This is a genomic window from Terriglobales bacterium (genome assembly GCA_035454605.1).
In the GTDB taxonomy this organism is placed as follows: Bacteria; Acidobacteriota; Terriglobia; order Terriglobales; family Acidobacteriaceae; genus DATMAB01.
In genome coordinates this window covers 16,682-39,825 of sequence record DATIGQ010000170.1, presented here as the reverse complement: position 1 = coordinate 39,825, position 23,144 = coordinate 16,682, and the positions used below count along the sequence as shown (strand labels likewise).

The 23,144-nt window shown below is 62.9% G+C and carries 24 protein-coding genes and 1 tRNA gene; 16 read left to right on the top strand and 9 right to left on the bottom strand.

From position 1 onward, the window contains the following. Window positions 1-523, bottom strand: a 523-nt coding sequence (modA, locus tag VLE48_12355) for a molybdate ABC transporter substrate-binding protein (GenBank protein ID HSA93796.1), incomplete at its 3' end; no start/stop codon positions are given. Window positions 524-532: 9 nt separating this feature from the next. Then, window positions 533-943, bottom strand: a complete 411-nt coding sequence (locus tag VLE48_12350; protein ID HSA93795.1) for a helix-turn-helix transcriptional regulator — start codon at window positions 941-943, stop codon at window positions 533-535. A 100-nt stretch (window positions 944-1,043) separates the two neighbouring features. Between VLE48_12350 and VLE48_12345 the strand changes: the two genes are divergently transcribed. Genes VLE48_12345 through VLE48_12335 form a run of 3 tightly spaced genes read left to right on the top strand, consistent with a single transcriptional unit; the run spans window position 1,044 to window position 4,455 of the window. Beyond that, entirely contained in the window at window positions 1,044-2,405 is a 1,362-nt protein-coding gene (locus VLE48_12345; protein HSA93794.1) for an efflux RND transporter periplasmic adaptor subunit, read from the top strand. A gap of 35 nt (window positions 2,406-2,440) precedes the next feature. Next, window positions 2,441-3,229 carry an ABC transporter ATP-binding protein gene (locus VLE48_12340; protein HSA93793.1) on the top strand — a complete coding sequence of 263 codons (789 nt, stop codon included), beginning with the start codon at window positions 2,441-2,443 and terminating at the stop codon, window positions 3,227-3,229. 5 nt (window positions 3,230-3,234) lie between these two features. After that, a complete protein-coding gene (locus VLE48_12335) occupies window positions 3,235-4,455 on the top strand; it encodes an ABC transporter permease (protein HSA93792.1) in 1,221 nt (406 codons plus the stop codon). A gap of 4 nt (window positions 4,456-4,459) precedes the next feature. Here VLE48_12335 and VLE48_12330 read toward each other — a convergent pair whose 3' ends face one another. Beyond that, the gene (locus VLE48_12330; protein ID HSA93791.1) at window positions 4,460-4,585 is read right to left on the bottom strand and encodes a hypothetical protein; all 126 of its coding nucleotides are present in this window, start codon (window positions 4,583-4,585) and stop codon (window positions 4,460-4,462) included. Between VLE48_12330 and VLE48_12325 the strand changes: the two genes are divergently transcribed. Then, window positions 4,584-5,075, top strand: a complete 492-nt coding sequence (locus VLE48_12325) for a protein kinase (protein ID HSA93790.1) — start codon at window positions 4,584-4,586, stop codon at window positions 5,073-5,075. The genes VLE48_12330 and VLE48_12325 overlap by 2 nt on opposite strands. 161 nt (window positions 5,076-5,236) lie before the next feature. On the opposite strand, the gene VLE48_12320 is transcribed toward VLE48_12325, so the two are convergent. After that, window positions 5,237-7,072 (bottom strand): M2 family metallopeptidase, encoded by a 1,836-nt coding sequence (locus VLE48_12320; GenBank protein ID HSA93789.1) that lies wholly within the window; start codon window positions 7,070-7,072, stop codon window positions 5,237-5,239. 172 nt (window positions 7,073-7,244) lie between these two features. Between VLE48_12320 and msrP the strand changes: the two genes are divergently transcribed. Together msrP and VLE48_12310 are read left to right on the top strand one after the other, a co-directional pair. Beyond that, window positions 7,245-8,204, top strand: coding sequence for a protein-methionine-sulfoxide reductase catalytic subunit MsrP (gene msrP, locus VLE48_12315; GenBank protein HSA93788.1), 960 nt, complete (start codon window positions 7,245-7,247; stop codon window positions 8,202-8,204). Between the two features lie 7 nt (window positions 8,205-8,211). Beyond that, window positions 8,212-8,838, top strand: a complete 627-nt coding sequence (locus tag VLE48_12310; GenBank protein HSA93787.1) for a protein-methionine-sulfoxide reductase heme-binding subunit MsrQ — start codon at window positions 8,212-8,214, stop codon at window positions 8,836-8,838. Between the two features lie 238 nt (window positions 8,839-9,076). On the opposite strand, the gene VLE48_12305 is transcribed toward VLE48_12310, so the two are convergent. From VLE48_12305 to egtB, 3 genes are read right to left on the bottom strand one after another with little or no spacing between them, the layout of a single operon-like run. Next, window positions 9,077-9,835 carry a hypothetical protein gene (locus VLE48_12305; protein HSA93786.1) on the bottom strand — a complete coding sequence of 253 codons (759 nt, stop codon included), beginning with the start codon at window positions 9,833-9,835 and terminating at the stop codon, window positions 9,077-9,079. A gap of 56 nt (window positions 9,836-9,891) precedes the next feature. After that, entirely contained in the window at window positions 9,892-10,851 is a 960-nt protein-coding gene (gene egtD / locus VLE48_12300) for an L-histidine N(alpha)-methyltransferase (GenBank protein HSA93785.1), read from the bottom strand. Beyond that, window positions 10,848-12,128 carry an ergothioneine biosynthesis protein EgtB gene (gene egtB, locus VLE48_12295; GenBank protein ID HSA93784.1) on the bottom strand — a complete coding sequence of 427 codons (1,281 nt, stop codon included), beginning with the start codon at window positions 12,126-12,128 and terminating at the stop codon, window positions 10,848-10,850. The genes egtD and egtB overlap by 4 nt, the downstream gene beginning before the upstream one ends. Window positions 12,129-12,298: 170 nt before the next feature. Here egtB and VLE48_12290 point away from each other — a divergent pair, with 170 nt between their 5' ends. From VLE48_12290 to VLE48_12280, 3 genes are all read left to right on the top strand, one after another. Beyond that, window positions 12,299-12,493: a hypothetical protein gene (locus tag VLE48_12290; protein ID HSA93783.1), complete on the top strand. Its 195-nt coding sequence runs from the start codon at window positions 12,299-12,301 to the stop codon at window positions 12,491-12,493. A gap of 101 nt (window positions 12,494-12,594) precedes the next feature. Beyond that, on the top strand, window positions 12,595-13,455 hold the full coding sequence (locus tag VLE48_12285; GenBank protein ID HSA93782.1) for an energy transducer TonB: 861 nt from the start codon (window positions 12,595-12,597) through the stop codon (window positions 13,453-13,455). Window positions 13,456-13,598: 143 nt separating this feature from the next. Then, complete coding sequence (locus VLE48_12280) at window positions 13,599-15,053, top strand: NAD(P)-dependent oxidoreductase (GenBank protein ID HSA93781.1); 1,455 nt, start codon at window positions 13,599-13,601, stop codon at window positions 15,051-15,053. A gap of 139 nt (window positions 15,054-15,192) precedes the next feature. Here the strand turns inward: VLE48_12280 and VLE48_12275 are convergent, their stop codons facing one another. Further along, window positions 15,193-15,996 carry an OmpH family outer membrane protein gene (locus VLE48_12275; protein HSA93780.1) on the bottom strand — a complete coding sequence of 268 codons (804 nt, stop codon included), beginning with the start codon at window positions 15,994-15,996 and terminating at the stop codon, window positions 15,193-15,195. Between the two features lie 262 nt (window positions 15,997-16,258). Between VLE48_12275 and VLE48_12270 the strand changes: the two genes are divergently transcribed. From VLE48_12270 to VLE48_12240, 7 genes are all read left to right on the top strand, one after another. After that, window positions 16,259-16,336 (top strand) — tRNA-Glu (locus tag VLE48_12270). Between the two features lie 183 nt (window positions 16,337-16,519). Then, window positions 16,520-17,431, top strand: a complete 912-nt coding sequence (locus VLE48_12265) for an amidohydrolase family protein (GenBank protein HSA93779.1) — start codon at window positions 16,520-16,522, stop codon at window positions 17,429-17,431. Window positions 17,432-17,439: 8 nt separating this feature from the next. Next, window positions 17,440-18,219: a 3-oxoacyl-ACP reductase family protein gene (locus tag VLE48_12260; protein HSA93778.1), complete on the top strand. Its 780-nt coding sequence runs from the start codon at window positions 17,440-17,442 to the stop codon at window positions 18,217-18,219. Window positions 18,220-18,243: 24 nt separating this feature from the next. Next, window positions 18,244-19,392, top strand: a complete 1,149-nt coding sequence (locus VLE48_12255) for a 2-hydroxyacyl-CoA dehydratase (protein ID HSA93777.1) — start codon at window positions 18,244-18,246, stop codon at window positions 19,390-19,392. A 2-nt stretch (window positions 19,393-19,394) separates the two neighbouring features. After that, a complete protein-coding gene (locus VLE48_12250) occupies window positions 19,395-20,714 on the top strand; it encodes a 2-hydroxyacyl-CoA dehydratase family protein (GenBank protein HSA93776.1) in 1,320 nt (439 codons plus the stop codon). Beyond that, window positions 20,711-21,550 (top strand): acyl-CoA dehydratase activase, encoded by an 840-nt coding sequence (locus VLE48_12245; GenBank protein ID HSA93775.1) that lies wholly within the window; start codon window positions 20,711-20,713, stop codon window positions 21,548-21,550. The genes VLE48_12250 and VLE48_12245 overlap by 4 nt, the downstream gene beginning before the upstream one ends. Then, a complete protein-coding gene (locus VLE48_12240; GenBank protein HSA93774.1) occupies window positions 21,528-22,364 on the top strand; it encodes an acyl-CoA dehydratase activase in 837 nt (278 codons plus the stop codon). Before VLE48_12245 ends, VLE48_12240 begins: the two co-directional genes overlap by 23 nt. 264 nt (window positions 22,365-22,628) lie before the next feature. On the opposite strand, the gene VLE48_12235 is transcribed toward VLE48_12240, so the two are convergent. Beyond that, a complete protein-coding gene (locus VLE48_12235; GenBank protein ID HSA93773.1) occupies window positions 22,629-23,135 on the bottom strand; it encodes an OsmC family protein in 507 nt (168 codons plus the stop codon). Window positions 23,136-23,144: the final 9 nt, after the last annotated feature.

Sequence of the window (23,144 nt, the reverse complement as noted above, 5' to 3'; positions counted from 1 at the left end):
ATTGCACAAATTGCGCCGTCTGCGAGATGTTCTCCCCCAGCACCAGCTTCGACGCAAGTTGTTCATAGAAACCTAGGTTCTTGAGTGCCGCTTCCGCTGCGCGGCCATAGGGAGCATGGCGGGGATTGGCGATTGCGATCTTGCGTATCGAAGGGTCCCGGAGCGCTTGTGCGCCGCGCTCGCCCACGTTGAGATTCTTGCTCTTTGGCGCCCAAATGACGATGCGGCCGATGGCATAAATCACCGGAGCGTCAGTAAGCCCTGCCCTTTCCAAGCGGCGCGGGTATTCGCGGTCGGCCGAAAGAAACACATCGAATGGCGCACCGTTCTGCATTTGGGCGAAGAAGTTGCCCGACGACCCGTAAGTGACGCCCACGGTATGTCCCGTTTGTTTCTCGAAGCCGGACACGATCTCGGGCAGGGCGAACGTCAGGTCGCTGGCCGCGGCGACCCGAAAATCGTCCGCCGGAGCCGATATCGCGAGCGAGAGTGTGAGAATCAGGAAAATCGCGCGCACCGTCATTTCTCCGCATCAGGGCCGGACAATCATGACTTCCGTGGACTTGATGAGCGCGGCCGCCACCTCGCCCCTCTTCAGCCGCATTTCCCGCGCGGCATCGGCAGTGATGATGGAGGTGATGTGCTGCCCACCGATGGATAGCACTACCTGTGCCAGCAGGCCGCTCAAGCGTACTTCTACGATCCGCCCGACCAATTGGTTGCGTCCGCTGATGCGCCGGAAGCCGCGCCGCCGCCCCGCTCCGGGTGGCTCGCCGGCCTGGTGCAGGAAGCGGTCGATCTCGCCCTGCGGAACGCGGTGGTGCCCGCCGGCGGTCCTCACGGTTTGCAGCTTGCGGCGATAGATCCATTGCTTCAGCGTGGGGTAACTGATGCCCAACATGCGCGCCGCATCGCGCGGCCGCAGAAGTTCCGAGGCTGCCATGAGTATGCAGTATAATTCACATAAAATAGTGATTACAATACGATTCAATATGATTCTGTGCCACGGACAACTCTTGGATAGAATCGGGGTTTAGGACATTGTGGGTACGGTGAAGTACGTGCGCAACAAATGGGTGCTGATGGGGGCGGCGGCCGCAGCCATCACCATCTTTGCTGCCTTCCGCATGGGCCGCAAGACCACCGCCGAGTATTTCACCGCACGGGTCGAGCGGGGCGATATTCGCGAAGTGGTCGAGGCCACGGGAACCATCAACGCGGTAACCACGGTGCAGGTGGGTTCGCAGGTTTCCGGCACCGTGTCCCAACTGTTTGCCGACTTCAATTCCACCGTGAAGAAGGGCCAACTCATCGCGCAGATCGAGCCCTCCCTGTTCGAGGGTGCTCTCCTTCAGGCTCGAGCGGACCTGGAAAACGCGCGTGCCAACCTGGCTGCGTCCCAGGCCAACCTGGAGCGCGCCAAGGCCACAGCGGTGCAGACCAAGGCCGAATACGAGCGCACCAAGCGTCTGGCGGCCGAGGGTGTGCTGAGCCAGCAGCAGCTCGAAGTCGCTCGGGCAAACGCCGAGTCCGCCGATGCCGCCGTATCTGCGTCACAGGCCCAGGTCACGCAAGCAGCGGCTCAGGTAAAGCAGCGCTCCGCGGCGGTCGAAGTTTCGCAGACCAACTTGAGCCATACCCGAATCATCGCTCCCATTGACGGCACCGTGGTCAGCCGCAACGTGGACGTAGGGCAGACAGTCGCGGCTTCATTACAGGCACCAACGCTTTTCACCATCGCCCAGGACCTGACGGAAATGCAGGTCTATGCCAAGACGGACGAGTCCGACGTGGGCCAGATCCAGGTGGGCCAGCAAGCGACCTTCAAAGTAGATGCTTTCCCGCGTGACAATTTCGGGGGCCGCGTGATGCAGGTACGCATGAATGCGACCGTCGTGCAGAACGTCGTGACCTACGATACCGTGGTCGAATTCAAGAATCCGGAATTGAAGCTTTTCCCCGGCATGACGGCTTACGTGACCATTCCTGTGGCCAGCGCCCACAATGTGCTCAAGATCGCCAACGGAGCCATACGGTACAAACCCGACCTGAGGCCCGAGGAGATACGCGCGCTCTACGCAAAATACGGGATCAAGGACGGCCTGGGCCAGGGCGAAGCCCGCCCGCGCGGGCGCGAGCAGCCGGGAGGCGCCTCGGACAGCGTCGCGCCGCAGCCGCGGACCCAGCGCGCAAACCACGCCATCCTCTGGAAGTTGCGTCCGGATAAGACCCTGGAGCCTGTGCATGTGCGCACGGGCATCACGGATCGCACGGTGACCGAGCTCGTGGCCGTGTCGGAGGGGACCTTGAACGAAGGTGACGTGCTGGTGACGGGAGAGAGTGCGGCCGGTGGCGGTTCTTCGGGAACGCGGTCGCCGCTGGCCGGCCAGCCCAGGCGCCGGTAACCTTCGCGCCCGAGCGACTGCAAGCCAGATTGAGGATGGCTACAGTACCCCAAGTCGAAAGCGCTGCCCGGGTCGGCCTGACGCCGGAGCCGGTGATCCGCGTCCAGGACCTCCACAAGTACTACGAACTGGGCGAAACACGCGTGCACGCTCTGCGCGGCGTCAGCCTCGAGATCGCCCGCGGTGAATTCCTCGCCGTCATGGGCGCCAGCGGCAGCGGCAAGTCCACGTTCATGAATATCCTGGGCTGCCTGGATAAGCCCACCAGCGGCCGGTATCTGCTGGAAGGCACCGACGTTTCTGAATTCGACAAGAAGGCGCTGGCCCGCATCCGCAATCAGAAGATCGGGTTCGTTTTCCAGGGCTTCAATCTGCTCTCGCGAACCACCGCGCTGGAGAACGTGGAGCTGCCGACGTTGTATGCGCACCTTACGACGGAGGAGGGCGACGCACGGGCCCGCGAAGCACTCACGATGGTGGGGTTGGCGGGACGGGAGGACCACTATCCTTCACAGCTCTCCGGCGGGCAGCAGCAGCGAGTGGCCATCGCCCGTGCCCTGGTGAACCATCCAGCCATTCTGCTGGCGGACGAGCCTACCGGCAACCTGGATAGCCGTACGGCGGTCGAGATCATGGAGATCCTCCAGCGACTGAACGAGGAGCAGGGCCTCACCATCGTGTTGGTGACCCATGAGCATGACATCGCGCAGTTTGCCCGGCGCATCGTGATCTTCCGCGACGGCACGATCCGTCACGACGAACCCAACCCGCAACCGGAGCGAGCCCGCGAGGTGCTTACGACCTTGCCCAGGCTGGAGGATTAGAAAGCATGAACGCGACCGCCATTATTCGCATCGCGCTTCGGGCTCTTGCGCGCAACAAGATGCGCTCCAGCCTGACCATGCTGGGCATCATCATCGGCGTCGGCGCGGTGATTGCCATGGTGGGCCTGGGCCAAGGCGCGCAACAGCAGGTACAGGAGCAGATTGCGGCCATGGGTTCCAACATGCTGTTCGTGGGCTCCGGCACCGTGAACCGCAGCGGGCTGCGCATGGGTTGGGGCCAGACCAAGACCCTGGTCTACGAGGACATGCAGGCTATCTTGCGCGAGTGCCCTGCGGTGGCCGCGGCGGCGCCCGGAACCATGACCTCGGCGCAGGTCGTTTTCGAGAACGACAACTGGAACACTCGCATCACCGGCACCGAGCCCCAATATTTCGAAATCCGCAATTGGGCCTTCCAGGAGGGGACTTCCTTCACACAGGAGGATGTGCAGGCGTCCACCAACGTCGCCGTGATTGGCGAAACGGTGCGCAAGAACCTGTTCGGCGCCGTCGATCCCGTGGGGCAGACCATCCGCATCAAGAATCTGCCCTTCAAGGTGGTGGGCGTGCTGGCGACCAAGGGCCAGTCGGCTGCCATGGGCGATGATCAGGACGACATTATTGTGGTTCCCCTGACCACGCACCAGAAGAAGCTCACCGGTGACACCTGGTTGCGCTTCATCATGGTTTCGGCCGTGTCCCGCCAGGCTAGCTACACCGCGCAGCAGCAGATTCAGTCGCTGCTGCGGGACCGGCATCGCATCCGGCCCGGTCAGGACGATGACTTCATGGTGCGCAACCTGGCGGACATGGCGGACCTGGCCAACCAGGCGAGTCGGGTCATGACCTTGCTCCTGGCGTCCATTGCCAGCGTCTCATTGCTGGTGGGGGGCATCGGCATCATGAACATCATGCTGGTTTCCGTAACGGAACGAACGCGTGAAATCGGCATTCGCATGGCCATTGGCGCCACCGAACAGGACGTGCAGCGGCAATTCCTTATTGAGGCTGTTGTGCTGAGCATGATTGGCGGCGCGGTGGGAATCGCCCTGGGCGTAGGCTCCTCCCTGCTTATCACCAACACCCTGGGCTGGCCGGTACTGGTCTCGCCGCTGGCCATCGTGATTGCTGTGGTCTTTTCGGTGGCCGTGGGCATCTTCTTCGGCTTTTACCCGGCGCGCAAGGCCGCGCTCCTCGATCCCATCGAAGCGCTACGCTACGAGTAGGCTGCTACTTGCGGTAGCGGCGAATCAAAGCCTGATAGCGTGGATCGGAGCGCAGCGAGGCCAGGTAGGGGCTGGCGTCAAGGTAGGCGAAGTCGCGGTAGCCGGCGGCCAGCGCCTGCCTCAAATGCATGAGCGCCTTCTCCTTGTCTCCCTTCAGCGCGTATATGGATGCCCTTTGCGGAACGCTTGCGGACGAGTCGGCTCGCAAGCGTTTTCGCAAAGAAGCTCTGACCCTCTCCAAGCTCAACCACCCCAATATCGGAACCATCTTCGACTTTGACACGCAGGATGGAGTCGACTTTTTGGCGATGGAGTACATCCAGGGTGTAACCCTGGACAAGAAAGTGTCTGCTGCCGCCTTGGAACAGAAGGAAGTGATTGCAATCGGTGAGCAGATGGCGGCTGCCCTACAGGAAGCCCACGACCAGGGCGTGATTCACCGCGACCTCAAGCCATCGAATGTCGCCGTGACTCCCAAGGGCGTGGTCAAGGTGCTGGATTTCGGACTGGCCACCTTGCTCCACCCCATCGGCGCGCACGACGCGACACTTAGTGCGACTGCGGATGGCAGAACCTTGACGGCGACATCGCGGTCCAGATGCTCATCGCGCGCGCGGTAGACAACACCCATGCCGCCAGCGCCGACCTCTTCCAGTATCCGGTAATGTCCCAGCGTGCTGCCGATCATCGCGACCCGATACCAAAGTGGGGCAGCGCCACGACCGAACTCGCCACCTCAGTCCTTCCGCCGCTCGAAAAGGGCTACTAGTCGGCGGTGATCCTACCAACCCACTTTGTTGTCCTGCGCCTTGTTCTGTTCGTCCAGCCACTTCTTGAGCGGCGCGAAATAGTCGATGATGGCGGTGGCATCCATCTGCTTGCTGCCGGTCATTGCTTCGAGCGCTTCCGGCCACGGGCGACTCTGACCCATCTGCAGCATCTTGTTCAGCTTCTCGCCTGCTTTCTTGTTGCCAGAGATGGAACAGCGATGCAGCGGCCCGGTGTACCCTGCCTCGTGGCACAATGCGCGGTGAAACTGGAACTGCAAGATGCGGGCCAGGAAATACCGCGTGTAGGGAACGTTGCCGGCCACGTGGTACTTGGCGCCGGGATCAAAGTCCTGCTCGCTGCGTGCCACCGCCGGCGCAATCCCCTGGTACTTCCTGCGCAGCTCCCACCAGGACTGGTTGTAGGTTTCGGGTTTGATCTCGCCGGAGAACACCTTCCAGCGCCACTGATCCACGAGCAACCCGAACGGCAGGAACGCAATCTTGTCCATGGCCATCTTCATCAGGTAGGGCAAGTCACCCTCGGGCCCGGGTACTTTCTCGAGCAGCCCGACCTTGTTCAGGTACTCCGGTGTGATGGAGAGCGCAATCGCGTCGCCTATCGCTTCGTGGAAACCATCGTTGGCGCCGCCGCGATACAGGAACGGCTGATGCCGATAGGCGCGCTGGTAGAAGTTGTGTCCCAGTTCGTGGTGGACGACGGGGAAATGCTCATCCTTAACTTCAATGCACATCTTCAGCCGCAGGTCCTGATCGTTGTCCACGTCCCACGCGCTGGCGTGGCAGATGACGTCGCGGTCCCGTGGCTTCACGAAAAGTGACCGCTCCCAGAAAGTTGCCGGGAGAGGCTCGAAGCCGAGCGCAGTAAAAAACCGCTCGCCATACCGGACCATCTCCAGTTCGTCGACTTTCTTCTGCTTCAGCAGTTCGGTCAGGTCGTAGCCGCGGCTGCCCGGCGGCTCCACCAGGGGATAAATGTTGCCCCACTCTTGCGCCCACATGTTGCCCAGCAAGTGCGCGGGAATGGGTCCGTTGGCAGGGACTTTGTCGGCCCCGTACTGCTTGGCCAGTTGTGCGCGCACATAGGCGTGGAGGGAAAGATAGAGCGGCTTCACCTGCTCCCACAGGCGATCGACTTCCTTGGCAAATTCGTCGGGCGGCATGTCGTAATTCGAGCGCCACATGGCCCCTACATCCTGGAAGCCCAACTCGCGGGCACCCTTGTTGGCCAGTACTACTTCGCGTTCGAAGTCCTTTCGCATGGGCACCGCGATGGCGTGCCAGCCCTGCCACGCATCAAGCTGTTCGTCGTAGTTGCGGCTCTTGGCGAGCGTCCGCTCCAGGTCGTTCAGGGAAAGGCACTGGTCCTTGTCCGTGGGACAGTACTTGCCGCGGCCGTAGGCGGCGTCGAGCCCAACCGTGATCTTGGTCAGTTCGTCGCGTTCCTCGGGATTGTTGGGCGCAGGAACCGTCAGTGCCAGCTTCAGCAGCTTCAGTTTGCGCTCCACATCCTCCGGCAGATCCACTCTGTCAAAGCGCGCCGCCTTGGTCGCCAGGTCCGTGGTCACGGCGGTGAACTGGCTCTGATAATCCGCTTCCAGCTCTTCTGTGTCGTAGGTGATGAAGTTGGCCTTGATCCAGGAAGCCCTGGCGAGCTTGTTGTTGAGGTCGAGGAGCTGCTTCTCCGTCTGCTCAACGAAAGCCTTGGCTTCTTCCGCCGTCGGCTTGCCGTCGGACTGCCCCATCGCGAGGGGCGTCAGGCACAATAGAAAAGCCGCAGCGAAAGCGGCCGCGATGGGAATGCTGCCCTTGCGCAACATGAGTGCCATTCGGGTCAATCCTCCAAGGCCATCATTCTAAATGGCCCGAGCTGATTCGGTCAGCGCGCAGGTCTGCAACTTTTGGCCGAATCGGGAGTCCTATCCTGTGGGCTGGCGCTGGGGAAACATCTGCCCGCGCCCGAAATGCGTTCTAATATGGTGAGTAGGAGCAGACGTTCTCATGCTGATTAAGAAAGCGTCCGAAATCCCGTCGTCGGAGATCACTCCCAAGCAAAGCTACCAGAACCGCCGGCAGTTCATTCTGACGGCCGCCGCGGGAGCAGGACTAGTGGCGGGAGGCTGGGCGCTAAAGAAGCTGACCGAACCCGAAGACGAGGTTTCCGCGGGCGTGAAGCTGGCGCACAACAAGAGTTCCCTCAGCACCAACGAAACGCCGAACTCTTTGCGCGACATTACGCATTACAACAATTTCTACGAGTTCGGCACCGACAAGGAAGACCCGGCGGCCAACGCCGGCAGCCTGCGCACCCGGCCCTGGACGGTGGCCGTGGAAGGCCACGTCTCCAAGCCGAAGGTGTACGACATCGACGCGCTCATCAAGATGTTCCCGCTCGAAGAACGCATCTATCGACTACGCTGCGTCGAGGCCTGGTCTATGGTCATCCCCTGGCTGGGCTTTCCCTTCGGCGACTTCATCAAGATGCTGGAGCCGACTTCCAAGGCAAAGTTCGTCCAACTGGTCACGCTCTACAACCCCGAGCAGATGCCCGGCCAGAAGGACCGTGTGCTGGACTGGCCGTACGTCGAGGGACTGCGTCTGGATGAGGCCATGCATCCCCTGACCATCCTGGCCGTCGGTCTCTACGGAGAGGTACTTCCCAACCAGAATGGCGCACCGATTCGGCTGGTGGTGCCGTGGAAGTATGGCTTCAAGAGCATCAAGTCGGTGGTGAAGATCCGGTTTGTGGAGCAGATGCCGGAAGCCACCTGGAACAAGATGCAGCCCAGCGAATACGGTTTCTATTCCAACGTGAATCCGACCGTGGACCACCCCCGCTGGAGCCAGGCCACGGAGCGGCGCATCGGCGAGTTCCGACGCCGGCCGACGCTGATGTTCAACGGATACGCCGACCAGGTAGCCAGCCTTTACACCGGCATGGACCTGCGCGCCAACTTCTGAAGCTCAGATGAAACCGATTTCCTGGCTGAAGATTGCGGTGTTTTTCGCGTCCCTGGGGCCTCTGGCCCGGCTCCTGTGGCGCTATCATCAGAACGACCTTACCGCCAACCCCATCGAGTTCATCACCCACTCGACCGGGCTGACGGCCTTGATTTTCCTGCTAATCACACTCGGCATCACGCCGCTGCGGCGCATCACCCGCCAGTATTGGCTCATTCAACTGCGCCGCATGCTGGGATTGTTCGCGTTCTTCTACGCTTGCCTCCATCTGGCCACGTACGTCGTCCTCGATCACTACTTTGACTGGGATCGCATGATCGCCGACGTCTACAAGCGCCCCTACATCACGGCGGGATTCACTGCCTTCGTCCTGCTGGTGCCGCTGGCCATCACTTCGACCAGCGGCTGGGTACGGCGGCTGGGCGGCCGGCGCTGGCAGATGTTGCACCGGCTCATCTACGTGAGTACGGCCCTTGCGGTGGTGCACTTCCTCTGGCTAGTCAAAGCGGATATCCGCGAGCCCGCCACCTACGGCGTTGTACTGGCGGTGCTGCTGGGCTACCGGCTTGTTCGTTGGCTGCTGTCGCGAACGCAACAGGCTTCCGGCGCCGCAGCCCAGACCCAGCAAGGCTGAGCAATCGTTCATTCCGTCACGCCAGCCGGCTCTGCTACGCGCTCTTGCGGGACGTAACGGCGTAGAATGCGGACCACTTCTGCTCCACTTTGCTGCTCCCGCAGTGTGGACAGGTGACGCCGCCCTTTTCGTACTCCGCCAGGGTTAGGATTCTCGTAAAGTCTTTCTTGCAGGATTTGCAGAAGAAATCGTACTGAGGCATGGGCCCCTCCACCGGTAGACGCCCACCAGGAAAATTCTAGGCCTCTGGCGATGGCGTTTCAACGCCCGCAACCGGAAGCGGCGCCTCAACGGCACCCAGGGCAACGAACTGCTCCAGCACTTGAATCGTGGATTCCGTATCCAGGCCCGCGGCCTGTGCAATCTGTTCCGGCAGGCGCAGGCCGTTCGTCGCGCGGAATACCGCCTCCGCGTCCTTTTCCACCTCGGCCACGGTAACCCCGTCCCCTGCTCCTCTGCCGAACAGGAGTACGCACTCGCGACGCAGGTCGTCTGTGACCGGCCTGCCCGCCCGCAGGCACTCCAGGACCTCCGGTAGAGACCAGGCGAACACGCGACACCAGGCGCCGGCCTTCCGCCGGTAGCGCATTACCTGGATCGTGCGGTCGCTGGTGGAGGCTTGCAGGAAGTGAGCGTACTCGTACTGCACCAGGTCTCGCCACCACGCGCCCGGGTGGACTGCGCCGTCCAGATGAACCACCGCCATCTCTCCCAGGCGACGCGCCGAGTCGAATGAGCCCAGCACGCAATCTTCGACGAACGCGTCAAAGGACGCCGCGTCGAGGACCTCCGAGGCCCGTCGGCCCGTGCGATCAAACAACGCGTGCGAGTACTGAAACGATTGCTGCAGGCGCCCGCCGTAGTACTTGCGCGCCAGGAGCCTTGCGGCGCGTTGCGCCCGGCGTCTCGAAAGGGGGAACCCTGCTGGAAGCTGCTTGCGCAACCGGGCATCGCACAGATGGCGCAACAGGTCTTCCCGGGGGGCTTGATCGCGCATGAGCAGACCTTGGCTGGGTGGGAAGCTAAACGGTCCGGATTCCTCCGGCAACCATCTCAGCGCACGCGCGCCAAGTGGACGGCAAACCAGGAGCGCACGTCCTTCCACGTGCTTTCGAGTGCGAAGCCGCCTTCTTCCAGCATGCCCTGCACCCAGTCATCTGTGTACTTGTAGCTGTTCTCGGTGTGCAACAACTCCCCGGCATCGAACCAGACTTTCAGACCGAGCAACCGCACCCGCACCGCCTGCGGCCCCAGGCTCTCCAGGTACATCTCGATGCGCGAGGCCTCAGGATTCCAGCGGACGCGGTGGCGGAATCGTTCGAGGTCGAACTCTCCCCCAAGCTCGCGATTGATGCGCGCCAGGACGTTCTTGTTGAACCGTTCCGTAACGCCCTGGGGGTCGTCGTACGCGGGAATCAGGACGGCCGCATCCTTGCGCAGGTCCACGCCCAGCAGCAGCGCGTCGCCCGGACTCAGGCGGGCGCGAATGCGCCGCAGTACCCGGAGGGCGTCCTCGGGCTCAAAGTTCCCGATGCTCGAGCCGATGTAAAGCACGAGCTTGCGCCCGGGGAGCTGGCGCAGAATCTCCATGTCGCTGGTGTAGTCGCTCACCACCGGCCGCACACGCAGTCCGGGAAAGCCGGCCTGCAGTCGCCGGCTTGCCGCCTGTAGCGCGTCATAGGAAACGTCAATGGGACAGTACAGGGCTCCTTTCTGCCGGCGCAGCAATGCGCCGATCAGCACCGAGGTCTTCCGCGCTGAGCCCGCTCCCAGCTCCACCAGCGTGAGATCATCACCGGCTTCTGCCACGATGGCATCCGCGCGCTCCCGCAGGATCTCCTCCTCGGTCCGCGTCAAGTAGTACTCCGGAAGCCGCGTGATCTCTTCGAACAGCGCGGAGCCGGCCGCGTCGTAAAAGAGCTTGGGACACAGGCGTTTCGGCCGCGAAGTCAGGCCTTCATAGACTTCCGAAGCAATTTCCGGAACAACGATCTCTCGGCTCAGTGCGGTCATTGGGCCAGCCGTATCCCCGTGAATTGCCAGCGCGTGCTGGGCGGGAAGAAGTTGCGATACGAAGCGCGGATATGGGATTGCGGCGTCGCGCACGAGCCTCCCCGCAGCACCATCTGGCTGGACATGAACTTGCCGTTGTATTCGCCGAGTGCGCCACCCGCGGGCCGGAACCCGGGGTAGGCAACGTAGGGGCTGGCCGTCCATTCCCAAACGTCGCCGAAGATCTGGCGCAGCGACCGGGACGCCGCGGCCGGCACAGGGTGGAAGCGCTCGGACTCGAGGAAGTTTCCTACCACAGGCTCGCTCGCCGCTGTTGCCTCCCACTCAAACTCAGTCGGCAGACGGGCGCCGACCCAACGGGCGTAGGCGTCTGCCTCAAAAAGACTCACGTGGCAGACCGGCTCGGAGGGCTCCACCGCCCGCATGCCGGCCAAGGTCAGAACCAGCCAGCCGTCGTGTTTCCTCTCCCAATAGAGCGGCGCCTCCCAGCCATGCGCCCGAACAGCGTCCCAGCCCTCGGAAAGCCAGAGTTCCGGGCGAGAATAGCCGCCGTCTTCCATGAACTCCAGGTACTCCGAGTTGGTCACCGGGCGGGATGCCAGGCGGAACGGCTGCAGCAACACGTCGTGCCGCTCCAGCTCGTTGTCAAAGCAGAAGCCTGTGCCGTCGTAGCCCACCGCCTGGATGCCTCCCTCAAATTCCAACCATCGCTGTGGCGGGGCTGGGGCCACACGCTCCGCGGAGAGTTCCCGGTATGCCGGACGCAGTGGGTTGCTCCCAAACACACATTTGATGTCCGTAACCATCAGCTCCTGGTGTTGCTGCTCGTGATGCAGTCCCAACTCCAGGATAGCGAGGGAGTCGGACCCGGGTTCCGCAGCCAGCAGTTCCTGCACCTGTTCATCCACGTACCGCCGGTAGGCGCGGACTTCGTCCAGCCCCGGCCGTGAGAACGACCCTCGTTTGTCCCGGTCGGGTCGGCTCCCCACGGCGTTGTAGTAGGAATTGAAGAGAAAGCGAAAGTCCGGATGGAAATCGCGGTGACCAGGCTTGTGCGGAGCGAGCACGAACGTCTCGAAGAACCAGGTGGTGTGGGCCAGGTGCCACTTGGTAGGGCTGGCGTCGGTCATGGGCTGCACCAGCATGTCTTCGGCCGTCAACGGCTCGGCCAGGTGGTCGGTCATGGCCCGGATTCGCAGGAACGCAGCCCGACACCCCTCCGCAGCCCCGGAGCCGCGCGGAATCACCCCTACTCCGCTCTTGATCGCGGAAGGCATCTCTCAATGCTACTGACTGGATTCTGCAGATTCCACTACTTTTTGCCCCCCAGATTGGATGCGGGACGCCCTCCTGGGTGACGAACAAGTTCATCTCCAGTCGGGGTCCTGAGGCCCCGGAACCCAGAAAGCGAATGCGCATGGGCGCGTTTTGAGCTACTTTTTGAACCATGCCGTCGCCGGACGTCACTGAGCCAAGACCTGCCTCGTCGCACCGGGAAAAGCCGCCCGAAGGTCGCGCTGAGTCCATGCTGGTGATGGTGATTTGCCTGGTGGCAGCCGTAGGCATCATCCGGCTGGCGGTAGTGGAAGTGAATAGCCTGTTTATCCGGGTCGCCGCCATCCTGGGCCTCGGAGGAAACTAGGAAGGAAGCATCCCCCGCCGTCGGGTGTAGAAAACTGCACGGTTTCAGCGCATACTTGGGTAGGCGCGCCGGGCGATGCCAGCATTGGGGAGGCGCTGCAGATGAGTGATGACGGTAAGGACGCGCTGGATTCCAGGGGATACTCCTCCACTCCCATAGATGACGCCGAGGAGTGGAGCAAACTCCGCGGTCTCTCCGAGAAGGAGTCGGAAGACGCCGAGGCTGCCGCGCGCCGTCGTAAAAAGAACCTGGCAGTGCTCCTGTTGCTGGTCGGGCTGTTGGGATTTCTGGCCAGCCAGCCGCTGATGCTTCCCGACCAGGTCTTGGGCCCGCTCGCGGTCAGTGTTCAGAACATGGTGGAAGGTGTGTCTCCGGAGGATTCCGGCCCCAACATTCCCGTCCTACCCGCGGAAGAATCCCCGGCACCGTCCCCGGCCAAGAGCCGTGGTGGAAGCCGCCAGCCCACAAGAGCGGCGGCGACCTCGACCGCCGATCCGGCTGGACCATCCACGGTCGAAGCAGCGGTGCCCCAATCTCCTCCCTTCACCGGCGGTGTCGAAGTGGTCCGGCAGGATCCGGGCAAGCCGCCCTTCGGTGTCGAGGTCGTCGATAACCGCGACCGGCGCTTTTCCCCTGCCCCTCGCGAGCGAATCATCAATCTGACCGACAAGGGCACCAGCCAGCACGTCGTACCCGACCCCGGGGCCGCCGAGCGCATGCGCATTACGCCCGGGCCGATCATCTCCAAAGAAGCGGACGTCAACGGATCGGTGAAGTTGCGGGCCGTCATCAGCGCCGAAGGCGCGATCAAGGAGATGGCTGTGGTCAGCGGTCCCACGGAACTGGGGCCGGCCGCCATCCAGGTCGCCCGGCAGTGGCGCTACCGTCCCTACTATTTCAATGGACGCCCGGTGGAGACGGAAACCTACATCACCGTCAACTTCAACATCACCACCAACTAAGACCCTCCCTCTACCTCCGAGCGCCTGATTCATCACCCGGGCTTGTGACGAATGACACAGCCCGCGGTGCTTCTTTTCAGGCAGGCTAAGGACAGTGGCAGCTACCGGGCGTGCTCCAACCGCGCGCCACGGGAGGTCGGAGGATGCTAACCCGCCGTGAGCGTTACGACATCGAGGGCGCCAAGCCCTCGAAGCAGTCTGCGGAGCAACGCGTCCACAATTTCGACGAAGTCTCCCAGAGCTACACGCTGGAACAGGCCATGGAGCAGGCGCAGCGCTGCCTCATGTGTGAACACGCCCCCTGCACTCGCGGCTGCCCTTTGCATAACGACATTCCCACCGCCATGTTTCTCCTCAGCCAGGGTGACATCGTGGGCGCGGGGCGGGTGTTCCTGGAAAACTCGAACTTCCCCGATGTCTGCGGACGCATCTGCCCGCAGGAGAAGCAGTGTGAGGGATCCTGCGTCCTGGCAGCGCGCGAGAAACCGGTGCACATCGGCAAGCTGGAAGCGTTCGTAGTCGATTATGTCCGCCGCAACCACGGCTACCTGCCGCGTCCCAAGTTGCCGGCCACGGGCATGCGGGTGGCGGTGGTGGGCGCCGGGCCGGCCGGACTGGCTGTGGCCGAAGAACTGGCGGTGCGCGGCCACGCCATCACAGTCTACGACGCCTGGCCGCATCCCGGTGGCCTCCTGCTCTACGGCATCCCCGGCTTCAAGCTCAACAAGGACATCGTCTTCGCCAAGATCCGTTTTCTCGAGGAGATGGGCATCCGCTTCATCTGCAACTATCAGGTCGGCCGCGACCATCCCGTCGAGGACCTGCTCAAGCAGGCCGACCTGGTGTTTCTGGGCTACGGCGCCGTCAAGGGCGGCCAGATGAAGATTCCCGGCGAAGACACCCTGCACAACGTCTATCAGGCGACCGAGTATCTGGTGCGCGGCAACCTGCCCCGTGAACTGCTTCCCGCCTGGATGCTGGAAGGCGGCAAGGATTACAGGCCACACGTGGGCAAGATCACCATCGTCATCGGCGGCGGCGATACGGCCATGGACTGCGTGCGCACCGCGCGCCGGCTCAACCCGGAGTCCGATGTCTACTGTGTCTATCGGCGAACGGAAGCCGAAATGCCCGGCCGCGGGGAAGAGCGCGTCAATGCCCGCGAAGAAGGCGTGCAGTTCGAATGGCTCACGGCGCCGGTGAAGCTGCTCGGCGACGAAAGCGGCAACGTGTGCGCCGCCGAGTGTATCCGCATGCGCCTGGGCGCTCCCGATGCCAAGGGAAGGCGCTCGCCGGTGCCCATCGAGGGCTCCAACTTCGTCATGCCGTGCGACACCGTGGTGATGGCGATCGGATACAGCCCGGAAACCGAGATCCCGGAGACCACCGAGAACCTTAAGACCACGAAGTGGGGCACGGTGGTGGTGGAAAGCGAAGAAACCGGCCGCACCACGCGCGAAGATGTGTACGCCGCCGGCGACAACGTCCGCGGCGCCGACCTGGTGGTGACCGCCGTAGCCGCCGCCCGCAACGCCGCCCTCGACATGCATCGCAAGCTCATGGCCATGCGCGCAAGGCGCATCAACCAGAAGCTCTGACTGGAACCGCCCCGGGGCGGGCTGGCCCATCATTTCGGGAAACGTTGGGCATGCCCCACCCTTATCGCTCCCGCATTTGGAGCGATAGGGTGGGAGTGAGAATGGGGTGGCTTCTAGCCACCCCAAGGTCGTCTCTTAGCTACTGCTGCGCTTCCAGCTTGGCGGACGCGACTTCCTTGGGCGTCGCCAAGTATCCCGTCACCTTGTTCTTATCCATGGTAAAGATCACCAGCTCATACAGGCTGCGGTCTTTGCCGGTATAGAACTGCAGGGGCTCGAACAGGTTGCGGTCTTTCTTTTCGATGGTGCGGTCGTCGGCGATCACGTTGAGCGTGAACTTGCTCTTCTTGGGATCGGACTTCTTCAGCGCCAGGCTGATATCGGCCACGCGCATGGGAGCCTTGCCCTTAAGCAGAGCGAACTCGTGGTAGTTCTTTTGGCCACGGCGTTTCAGGATATCCAGTTCCTCGCGCGTGCGGGCAATCAGGCCGCTCTGCAGGCCTAGGTCACCGATGGTTGAATCCAAGCGTTGCCTCGTCGCCTCCAGGTCGCTCTTGGCGCTGGCCACATCTGTCTTTACGTCCTCGACCTGGCCCGTGACCTCTTCCATCTGCTCTTTCTGCTGCTTCATCAGCCGCGCCACCTGCGCCCGCTGCTGCTTCTGCAGCTCCGCAGCGCGCGCTTGCAGCTCCTGCTGCGCCAGACCCACCTTCTCGCCCAGCGCCTCGTCCGAAGCTCTCAGGCTCGACTCTGCGGACTCCAGGCTCTGCGCCAGCTTCTGCTGCTCTTCCGTGGCCTTGGTCAGCGCGTTCTGCTGCGCTTCCAGGCTGCTGCGCAAGTCAAACATGACGTAAAAGGACGCAAATACGTACAACAGCGCTGCTATCAGCAGCAGCGTCTTCTTCCCGCTTCTTTCCGGCCTTGGTGATTCGACGTCTGCCATACTCCCACCCTCCAGACTCTCAAAAATGAGCTTGCAGAATCAGTCATTTAGTTGCGCCTGGGCAGGCGTCAGGTTGCCTGAGGAGGCCTTGAGCCCGAACCTCAAGATACACCCTGCTTATCGGCCAGACACGTGACCTTGCCGCTGCGCTTGGCGCAGACTGCGTTTTGACACTGCTTCGCAGGGACTGTTAGCATCGTCTCTGCGTGCATCCCGCCTTGCACTTGATGCTTGCTGCGCAGCCCGCACGCGCTGCCCGGTCGTCCCCGTCGTCTAGCCCGGCCTAGGACATCGCCCTTTCACGGCGGTAACACGGGTTCAAATCCCGTCGGGGACGCCAAGATTCGCGGTCTTACCTCGGGACCCGATTCAACACACCTTGGGCGCCGAGTCCTACGCTGTCACTACCCCCTGTGACTCGTGTCACTGCCCCAGGCGCCGAGGAGCACTCTAATCAAGTCATCAGGCAAGCCGGGTTGTGCGCCGGCGTGACCGGTGCGGCCCGACAGTGCAAAGGACTACCATGCCGCAGAATGTCCGCGCCATCGACTGTATGTACTACGTGGCGACGCCCGAGTTCATGGAGAAGTGGGACCGGGCCAAGCAGGGCGAGTTGGTGTGCCGCATGGAGCGGGCCATCGGCGGCCTGCCGCGCTTCGCCTCCATCGAGCAGATGCTCGAGCGCATGGATGCCGCCGGCGTCGACAAGGTGTTCATCACCCAGTGCAAGATGTGGTCGTACTGGAACAAGTGGATGTACATGGACACCCAGCTCGAGGACGTCCTGCAATACACCGAGCGCTATCCGGAGCGCTTCGTCGGACTGGCGGGCTACAACCCGTTCCGTATCCGCGAAAGCCTGGCGGAGATTGAGACCGCGGTTCAGAAGCACGGCTTCAAGGGCGTCTACGTCCACATCTACGGATTCGATATCGCGCTCGACGACCGCAAGATGTACCCGCTGTACGCCAAGTGCGTGGAGTTGGGCGTGCCCGTCTCCATGCAGGTCGGCCACGTGCTCGAAGCCATGCCCAGCGAAGGCGGCCGGCCCATGCATCTGGATCGCATCGCCTGCGATTTTCCCCAGTTGCGCATGCTCGGCGCGCATACCGGCTGGCCGTGGGTCGATGAACTGCTCTCGGTCTGCTACAAGTGGGAGAACGTCTGGTTCGGCGTGGATGCCTGGCTGCCGAAGTATCTCTCGCCTTCCATCATCCAGTTCGTCAATAGCCGGTTGGGCCGTGATCGTTGCCTGTGGGGAACCAACGGCTTGCCCTGGGATGAAAGTCTGCGGCAATGGGACGAAATCGGCCTGAAGGAAGACGTAAAGCGGAAGCTGCTGCGCGAGAACGCCATCGAGCTGTTCCGGCTGGAGGAACCTCATGCGAAGCCGGCGCCCATCGCCGCGGAAGAATCCATACTGATGCGCGATTGAGGAGCGTGATGAAGAACGGGTTGTACGATCTCAGCGGCAAGACGGCGTTGATCACCGGCGGCGCACGGGGCATTGGCCGGGCCATCGCGGAAGCTTTTACGGCCGCCGGCGCCCACGTCGGTATTGTGGACTGTCGCTTCGATCAGGCGGAAGAAACCGCACGCGAAATGGCCTCGCGCAACGGCGCCATCGCCGCAGCCTTTGCCGCTGACGTCACCGACCTGGAAACGGTGATGGCCATGCGCGATGCCGCCCTCCGCCGTTTCGGCCAGATCGACATCCTGGTGAACAACGCGGGTTGGGACCGCCTGACGCCCTTCCTGAAGACCACGCCGCAGCTCTGGGACCGCATCATCGGCATCAACTATCGCGGCGTGCTCAACACCTGCTATGCGGTGCTCCCGCACATGGTGGAGCGCAAGCAGGGCGCCATTGTGAATATCAGTTCGGACTCCGCGCGCGTCGGCTCGTTGGGCGAGGCGGTCTATGCCGGCGCCAAAGCCGGCATCATCGCTTTCTCCAAAACGTTGGCGCGGGAGCACGCGCGCGACAACGTCCGCGTCAACGTCGTCTGCCCCGGTTTGGTGGAAACGCCGCTGCTCGAGGAGATGCACCGCGAGGAATTCCCGCACAAGGTGCTGACCGCGGTCACCGGCGCCATCCCGCTGAAGCGCGTGGGCCGGCCGGAGGATATCGCGCCCACGGTGGTGTTCCTGGCCTCGGGCGCGGCGGGCTACGTTACCGGCCAGGTGCTGAGCGTCAACGGCGGGCTGACCATGGCGGGCTGAGATCTTCTTCTTTTTTGGAGTGATATGGAACGAACGTTCGATAGATGCGAAGCCGTACTGGCAGACCTCGACCTGGGTGAAGTCCGCCGCTGGAAGCAGGAGCACCCCGGCGCCCGGGCCATCGCCTACTTTCCTGTTTACGCGCCGGTCGAGATCATCCACGCCGCCGGCTTCCTGCCGGTGGGCCTGGCCGGGGCCGGGGACCGGCTCGACATCCAGCACGCCGACGCGCGCTTCGGTTCCTTCATCTGCTCCATCGTCAAGACCACCATGGAGCTGGGCATGACCGGGCACCTGGAACCGCTTGACGGGCTGCTTTTTTCCTCCATCTGCGATTCCGCCCGCAACCTGGCCTTTGTGATGAAGCGCAACTTCCCGCAGATGTACGTGGACTTCCTGCATCTGCCGCAGAATCCCGGGTCGCCGGCCAGCGTGGATTTTCTGGCCCAAGAGTACGCGCGTCTGGCGCGGGAACTGGAACAGATGGGCGGCGCTCCGGTGACCTCTGAGTCCTTGCAAGCCGCCATACGGCTCTACAACCAGAACCGGGCGCTGGTGCGCCGGCTCTACGCTCTGCGCTCAGCCAGCCCCCATCGCGTCACTGCCCGCGAAGCTTATCTGCTGGTGCGTGCGGGTTACTTTCTGCCGGTCGAAGAGCACAACGCCATCCTGGAGCAAGCGCTGGCTGCTCTGCCCAAGCGCAAGGGAAAGCTGCGGGATTCGCTGCGCATCGTCATCGAAGGCGCCTTCTGCGAGCAGCCACCCCTCGATTTGATCCGCCTGGTCGAAGACGCCGGCTGCTACGTCGTGGACGACGATTTCGTCCTGGGACGCAACTGGTTCCTCGATGACGTAGCCACCGACTCGGAACCGCTGCTCGCGCTGGCGGGCGCCTACGCCGAGCAGTCCCGATATTCCTCCGTCCGGCATGACTTCCGGCACCCGCGCTGGGAAGCCCTGGCCGACAAGGTGCGGCATACCCGGGCCGATGCCGTCATTTTCCTGATCGCCAAGTTTTGCGAGCCGGCCTATTTCGATTACGTCCTGTACAAGAAAAAGCTGGAGGAGATGGGTATTCCTCATCTGCTCCTGGAATTCGAGGAGAAGATGTTCACCTTCGAACGCATGCGTATGGAAGTGGAAACATTCGTGGAATCGCTGGTCTTCGACTGAACATGAGCCCGACACCGAACACGGAGTATCGCGGCAACATTCATCAGCGCCAGAAGGAGCTGATGCTGAAATGGTATGAGCGGTTGGACGAATCCGCCGGAAGCGGCCGCCCACTGCCGGTTTCGCTGATGATCTCCGGCAACTGCGTCGAGTTGCTGGAGGCCTTCGAGGCCGTGCCTTTGTATCCCGAGGTGAACGCGCTGCAGCTGGCCATCCGCCACCAGTCGCTGGAGCCCATCCTCGCCGCCGAGGAACTGGGCTACGCTGCCGACAACTGCGCGTACGTCAAGGCCGACATCGGCTGCTACCTGAAGGGCATCACGCCGACCGGCGGAAGGTTGCCGGTGCCCGGCCTGGTGCTGTGCAACTTCGTGGGCTGCAACACCTACATCAAGTGGTTCGAGCACACGGCGGCACTGACCGGCGCGCCCCTGTTCATGCTCGACGTGCCGTTTCTGCGCACCGACGAGCCGTCGCCTGCGGACGTGGACTATGTGGTGCGCCAGCTCCACGAACTGGTGGCCATCCTGGAGCGGCTTTCCGGCCGCAAGTTCGACTACGAGCGCTTTCAGCGGGCGGTGGAATGTTCCCGACAGGTGGAGGAATTGTGGTCGGCGATCAAGAACCTGGCCCGCCGCTCGCCCTCGCCCTTCGACGCCTACTTCGACGCCATCACCCTGATGGGTCCGCTCTACGTGTATCGCGGCACACCCGAAGGCGTGGAATTCTTTGAGATCGCGTTGCGCGAACTCAAGGAGAAGGCCGAGCAGGGGCTGGGTGTGTACGAACAGGAACGCTTCCGCCTGGTCTTCGAAGGCCCGCCTCCATATCCCTACTTTCGCACTTTTCGCGACATGTTCGCCCAGTGGAAGGCTTGCGCCGTAGCCTCCACCTATTCGACCGTGGGCGGACTGTGGGAGTTCGGCGCCCGGCACGATCCCGCCAAGCCCTTTGAGTCCGTGGCCCTGCACATGCTGGCGCAGAACGTCACCAACCGGAACTACCTGCAGCGCTACGACCAGATCGCCCGCTACGTCGATGAATGGGACGCCGACGGCGTGATCATTCATTTTGTCAAAAGCTGCCGTTTGTTCTCTGCGGGGCAAGGCGACATGCGCGAATACCTGACCCGCACCATCGGCGTGCCCACGCTGTACATCGAGAGCGACCTCGAGGATCCGCGCTACTTCGCTGAGGCGCAAACCAAGAACCGCATCGATGCCTTCTTCGAAGCCCTGGAGCACGCCAAGCTCACCGGCCGGACGCGGCCGGCGGCGCAAGAGGGCCCGCGGCCGGATGCGCGTCTGAGGGTGCTGCCATGAGGCTTGCCGCCGGAGTCGATGTTGGGTCCACGCAGACCAAGGCCATCATTCTCTCGGACAACGCCGGCACCGAGATCGTCGCCCGGGCATTGGTGGACACCGGCGCCAACGTGCGCAAGGCCGCCGAGCACGCCTTCCACGAGGCCTGTGTGGCCGGGGGCATCCATGCCGGCGATGTCGGATTCGTGGTGGGCACCGGGTACGGCCGCTACAAGGTGTCTTTCGGGAACGCCCAGATGACGGAGATTACTTGCCATGCGCGCGGCGCTCACTTTGTCTTTCCCGGAACGCGCACCGTGATCGACATGGGCGGCCAGGACTCCAAGGCCATTCGCGTTGGAGAAGGCGGCGAGGTGCTGGACTTCGTGATGAACGACAAATGCGCCGCCGGCACGGGCCGCTTCCTGGCCAATGCCGCCGACGTCATGGGCATCGGCCTGGATGAGATCGGGCCGCTCTCGTTGCGTGCCACGCGTCCGGTGAAGATCACCACCGTGTGCACGGTCTTCGTCGAGTCCGACATCCTCTCATACCTCTCGCAGGGGAAGAAGGCAGAGGACATCCTGGGCGGCGTCCATCTGGCCATCGCCAAGCGGACGATGTCGCTGGCGCGCCGCATCGTCATCGAGCCCGGTATTACCCTGACCGGCGGAGTCGCCCGCAATGTCGGCATGGTGCATGCGCTCGAGGAAGTTTTGGGCAGCAAGCTGCAGGTCAGTCCGGAAGCCCACTTCATGGGCGCGATCGGCGCCGCCCTGCTGGCCCTGGAGCGCCTGGACCAGAGTTTCGAATCCACCATCTGGAGGCCGGAACATGTCGCTGGTAGCGGGGATTGACTCAGGCTCCGGCTTCACCAAGGCCGTCCTGGTCGCAGACCCAGAGGGCAAGCCGCTGGTGGTCGCCCACGGGCGCACGCCCAGCGGTATCCGGATGGAAGAAGCCGCCGGCGAGGCGCTACGGCTCGCGCTGAAGCAGGCCGGAGTGGACCGCCCTGACGTCGAGTACGTAGTGGCGACTGGCTTTGGCCGCTACGGCGTCGGCTTCCGCGACATCCAGGTGACCGAAATTACCAGCGCGGCGCGCGGCGCCTGGTTCCTGTGGCCGGAAACCGAATGCGTGCTCGATATCGGTAGCCAGTCCACTCGCACCATTGGCTTGCGCGAAGGCGGAAAGGTACGCGCCTTCAAGATCAACGACAAGTGCGCCGCAGGCTCGGGCATGTTCATCGTGCGCGCCGCCAAGTACCTGGGCACTCCGCTGGAACAAGTGGGATCGCTCTCCCTGGCCGCCGAGAACCCTCAGCCCATCAGCAGCATCTGTGCCGTGCTCGCCGAGAGCGAAATCATCAACCACGTCAGCGCCGGAGTCGGAGTCGAGGATCTGTTTCGCGGTATCCATGACTCCCTGGCCGACCGCGCCGCCGCCATGCTGAAGCGCGTCGGCATGCAAAAGCAGGTCACCTTCATTGGCGGCGTGGCCCGGCAGGATGGCATTGTCCAGGCGCTCCGCCAGCGGCTGGGGGTGAACGTACACGTGCCCGACGATTGCGACATGGTGTGCGCTCTGGGCGCCGCCCTGCTGGGTCTCGGTCGCGTCAGGCTAAAGAAGGAGCCTGCTCACGCGAAGTCCAGTTCGACCTCGTCGACATAGCACCAGCCCCAGCTTTCTCCCGGCTCGAAGGACCGCATGATGGCGTGCTGGGTGGCATGAAAGTGTTTCGTGGCGTGTTTGTTCTTCGAGGAATCGCAGCACCCGACGTGTCCGCACCCGAGGCACAGGCGCAGATGGACCCAATTGTCACCCGACTTCAGACACTCTCCACAGCCACGAGTGCGCGGCTTAATCTCTCGAACCTGATCCCGATGGGTACAAGTAGTCATTGCATTCGCTCCCGACACGGCGAGCCGAGGCGGGCTAGCCCGTCTGCTTCCACTCGGTTTCGATCTTCGGTGGCCGCGTCAGGGTCTGCATGACCACGCAGTACTGCTCCGTCTTCTCCTGCCAGGCGTGCAATTGCTCCGGCGTGGCATCCGGTGCCTGAATGTCAAATCGAAGGCGTATGGCTTCAAAGCCCACCGGCACCTCCTTGGAGATCCCGAGCGTGCCCCGGAAATCCAGGTCGCCCTCCACGGTCACGCCGACATGCTTTGCCGGTATTCCCATGGCAGTGGCGACCAACTGGCAGGTGATCTGGGCGCAGGCGGCCAAGGCCCCCAGCAAAAGGTCGCCGGAACAAGCGGCGGTGCCGGCTCCGCCGACTCCCGCGTGCGCCTGGGCTTCGTAGAGGGCGCGTCCGATGTCGACCGAGCAGGCCATGGGCGTAGCCGTCTCGCTGCCCTTCGCCCGCAGCGTAATGCGTGAGGCGCTGGGGTCGCTGCGGTAACGCTCCTTCAGTGGTCGCTGCAACGATCGAACATCCATCCCATCCTC

Excerpts from the sequence above, each read along its gene's own strand:
- VLE48_12310 (HSA93787.1), top strand. The coding sequence starts at position 8,212 with ATGAAACCGATTTCCTGGCTGAAGATTGCGGTGTTTTTCGCGTCCCTG.
- VLE48_12260 (HSA93778.1), top strand. The coding sequence starts at position 17,440 with ATGAAGAACGGGTTGTACGATCTCAGCGGCAAGACGGCGTTGATCACC.
- VLE48_12340 (HSA93793.1), top strand. The coding sequence starts at position 2,441 with ATGGCTACAGTACCCCAAGTCGAAAGCGCTGCCCGGGTCGGCCTGACG.
- VLE48_12320 (HSA93789.1), bottom strand. The coding sequence starts at position 7,072 with ATGGCACTCATGTTGCGCAAGGGCAGCATTCCCATCGCGGCCGCTTTC.
- msrP (HSA93788.1), top strand. The coding sequence starts at position 7,245 with ATGCTGATTAAGAAAGCGTCCGAAATCCCGTCGTCGGAGATCACTCCC.
- VLE48_12325 (HSA93790.1), top strand. The coding sequence starts at position 4,584 with ATGAGCGCCTTCTCCTTGTCTCCCTTCAGCGCGTATATGGATGCCCTT.
- VLE48_12235 (HSA93773.1), bottom strand. The coding sequence starts at position 23,135 with ATGGATGTTCGATCGTTGCAGCGACCACTGAAGGAGCGTTACCGCAGC.
- VLE48_12255 (HSA93777.1), top strand. The coding sequence starts at position 18,244 with ATGGAACGAACGTTCGATAGATGCGAAGCCGTACTGGCAGACCTCGAC.
- VLE48_12240 (HSA93774.1), top strand. The coding sequence starts at position 21,528 with ATGTCGCTGGTAGCGGGGATTGACTCAGGCTCCGGCTTCACCAAGGCC.
- egtB (HSA93784.1), bottom strand. The coding sequence starts at position 12,128 with ATGCCTTCCGCGATCAAGAGCGGAGTAGGGGTGATTCCGCGCGGCTCC.
- VLE48_12285 (HSA93782.1), top strand. The coding sequence starts at position 12,595 with ATGAGTGATGACGGTAAGGACGCGCTGGATTCCAGGGGATACTCCTCC.
- VLE48_12280 (HSA93781.1), top strand. The coding sequence starts at position 13,599 with ATGCTAACCCGCCGTGAGCGTTACGACATCGAGGGCGCCAAGCCCTCG.
- VLE48_12275 (HSA93780.1), bottom strand. The coding sequence starts at position 15,996 with ATGGCAGACGTCGAATCACCAAGGCCGGAAAGAAGCGGGAAGAAGACG.
- VLE48_12330 (HSA93791.1), bottom strand. The coding sequence starts at position 4,585 with ATGCATTTGAGGCAGGCGCTGGCCGCCGGCTACCGCGACTTCGCCTAC.
- VLE48_12350 (HSA93795.1), bottom strand. The coding sequence starts at position 943 with ATGGCAGCCTCGGAACTTCTGCGGCCGCGCGATGCGGCGCGCATGTTG.
- VLE48_12290 (HSA93783.1), top strand. The coding sequence starts at position 12,299 with ATGCCGTCGCCGGACGTCACTGAGCCAAGACCTGCCTCGTCGCACCGG.
- VLE48_12250 (HSA93776.1), top strand. The coding sequence starts at position 19,395 with ATGAGCCCGACACCGAACACGGAGTATCGCGGCAACATTCATCAGCGC.
- VLE48_12335 (HSA93792.1), top strand. The coding sequence starts at position 3,235 with ATGAACGCGACCGCCATTATTCGCATCGCGCTTCGGGCTCTTGCGCGC.
- VLE48_12305 (HSA93786.1), bottom strand. The coding sequence starts at position 9,835 with ATGCGCGATCAAGCCCCCCGGGAAGACCTGTTGCGCCATCTGTGCGAT.
- VLE48_12265 (HSA93779.1), top strand. The coding sequence starts at position 16,520 with ATGCCGCAGAATGTCCGCGCCATCGACTGTATGTACTACGTGGCGACG.
- VLE48_12245 (HSA93775.1), top strand. The coding sequence starts at position 20,711 with ATGAGGCTTGCCGCCGGAGTCGATGTTGGGTCCACGCAGACCAAGGCC.
- egtD (HSA93785.1), bottom strand. The coding sequence starts at position 10,851 with ATGACCGCACTGAGCCGAGAGATCGTTGTTCCGGAAATTGCTTCGGAA.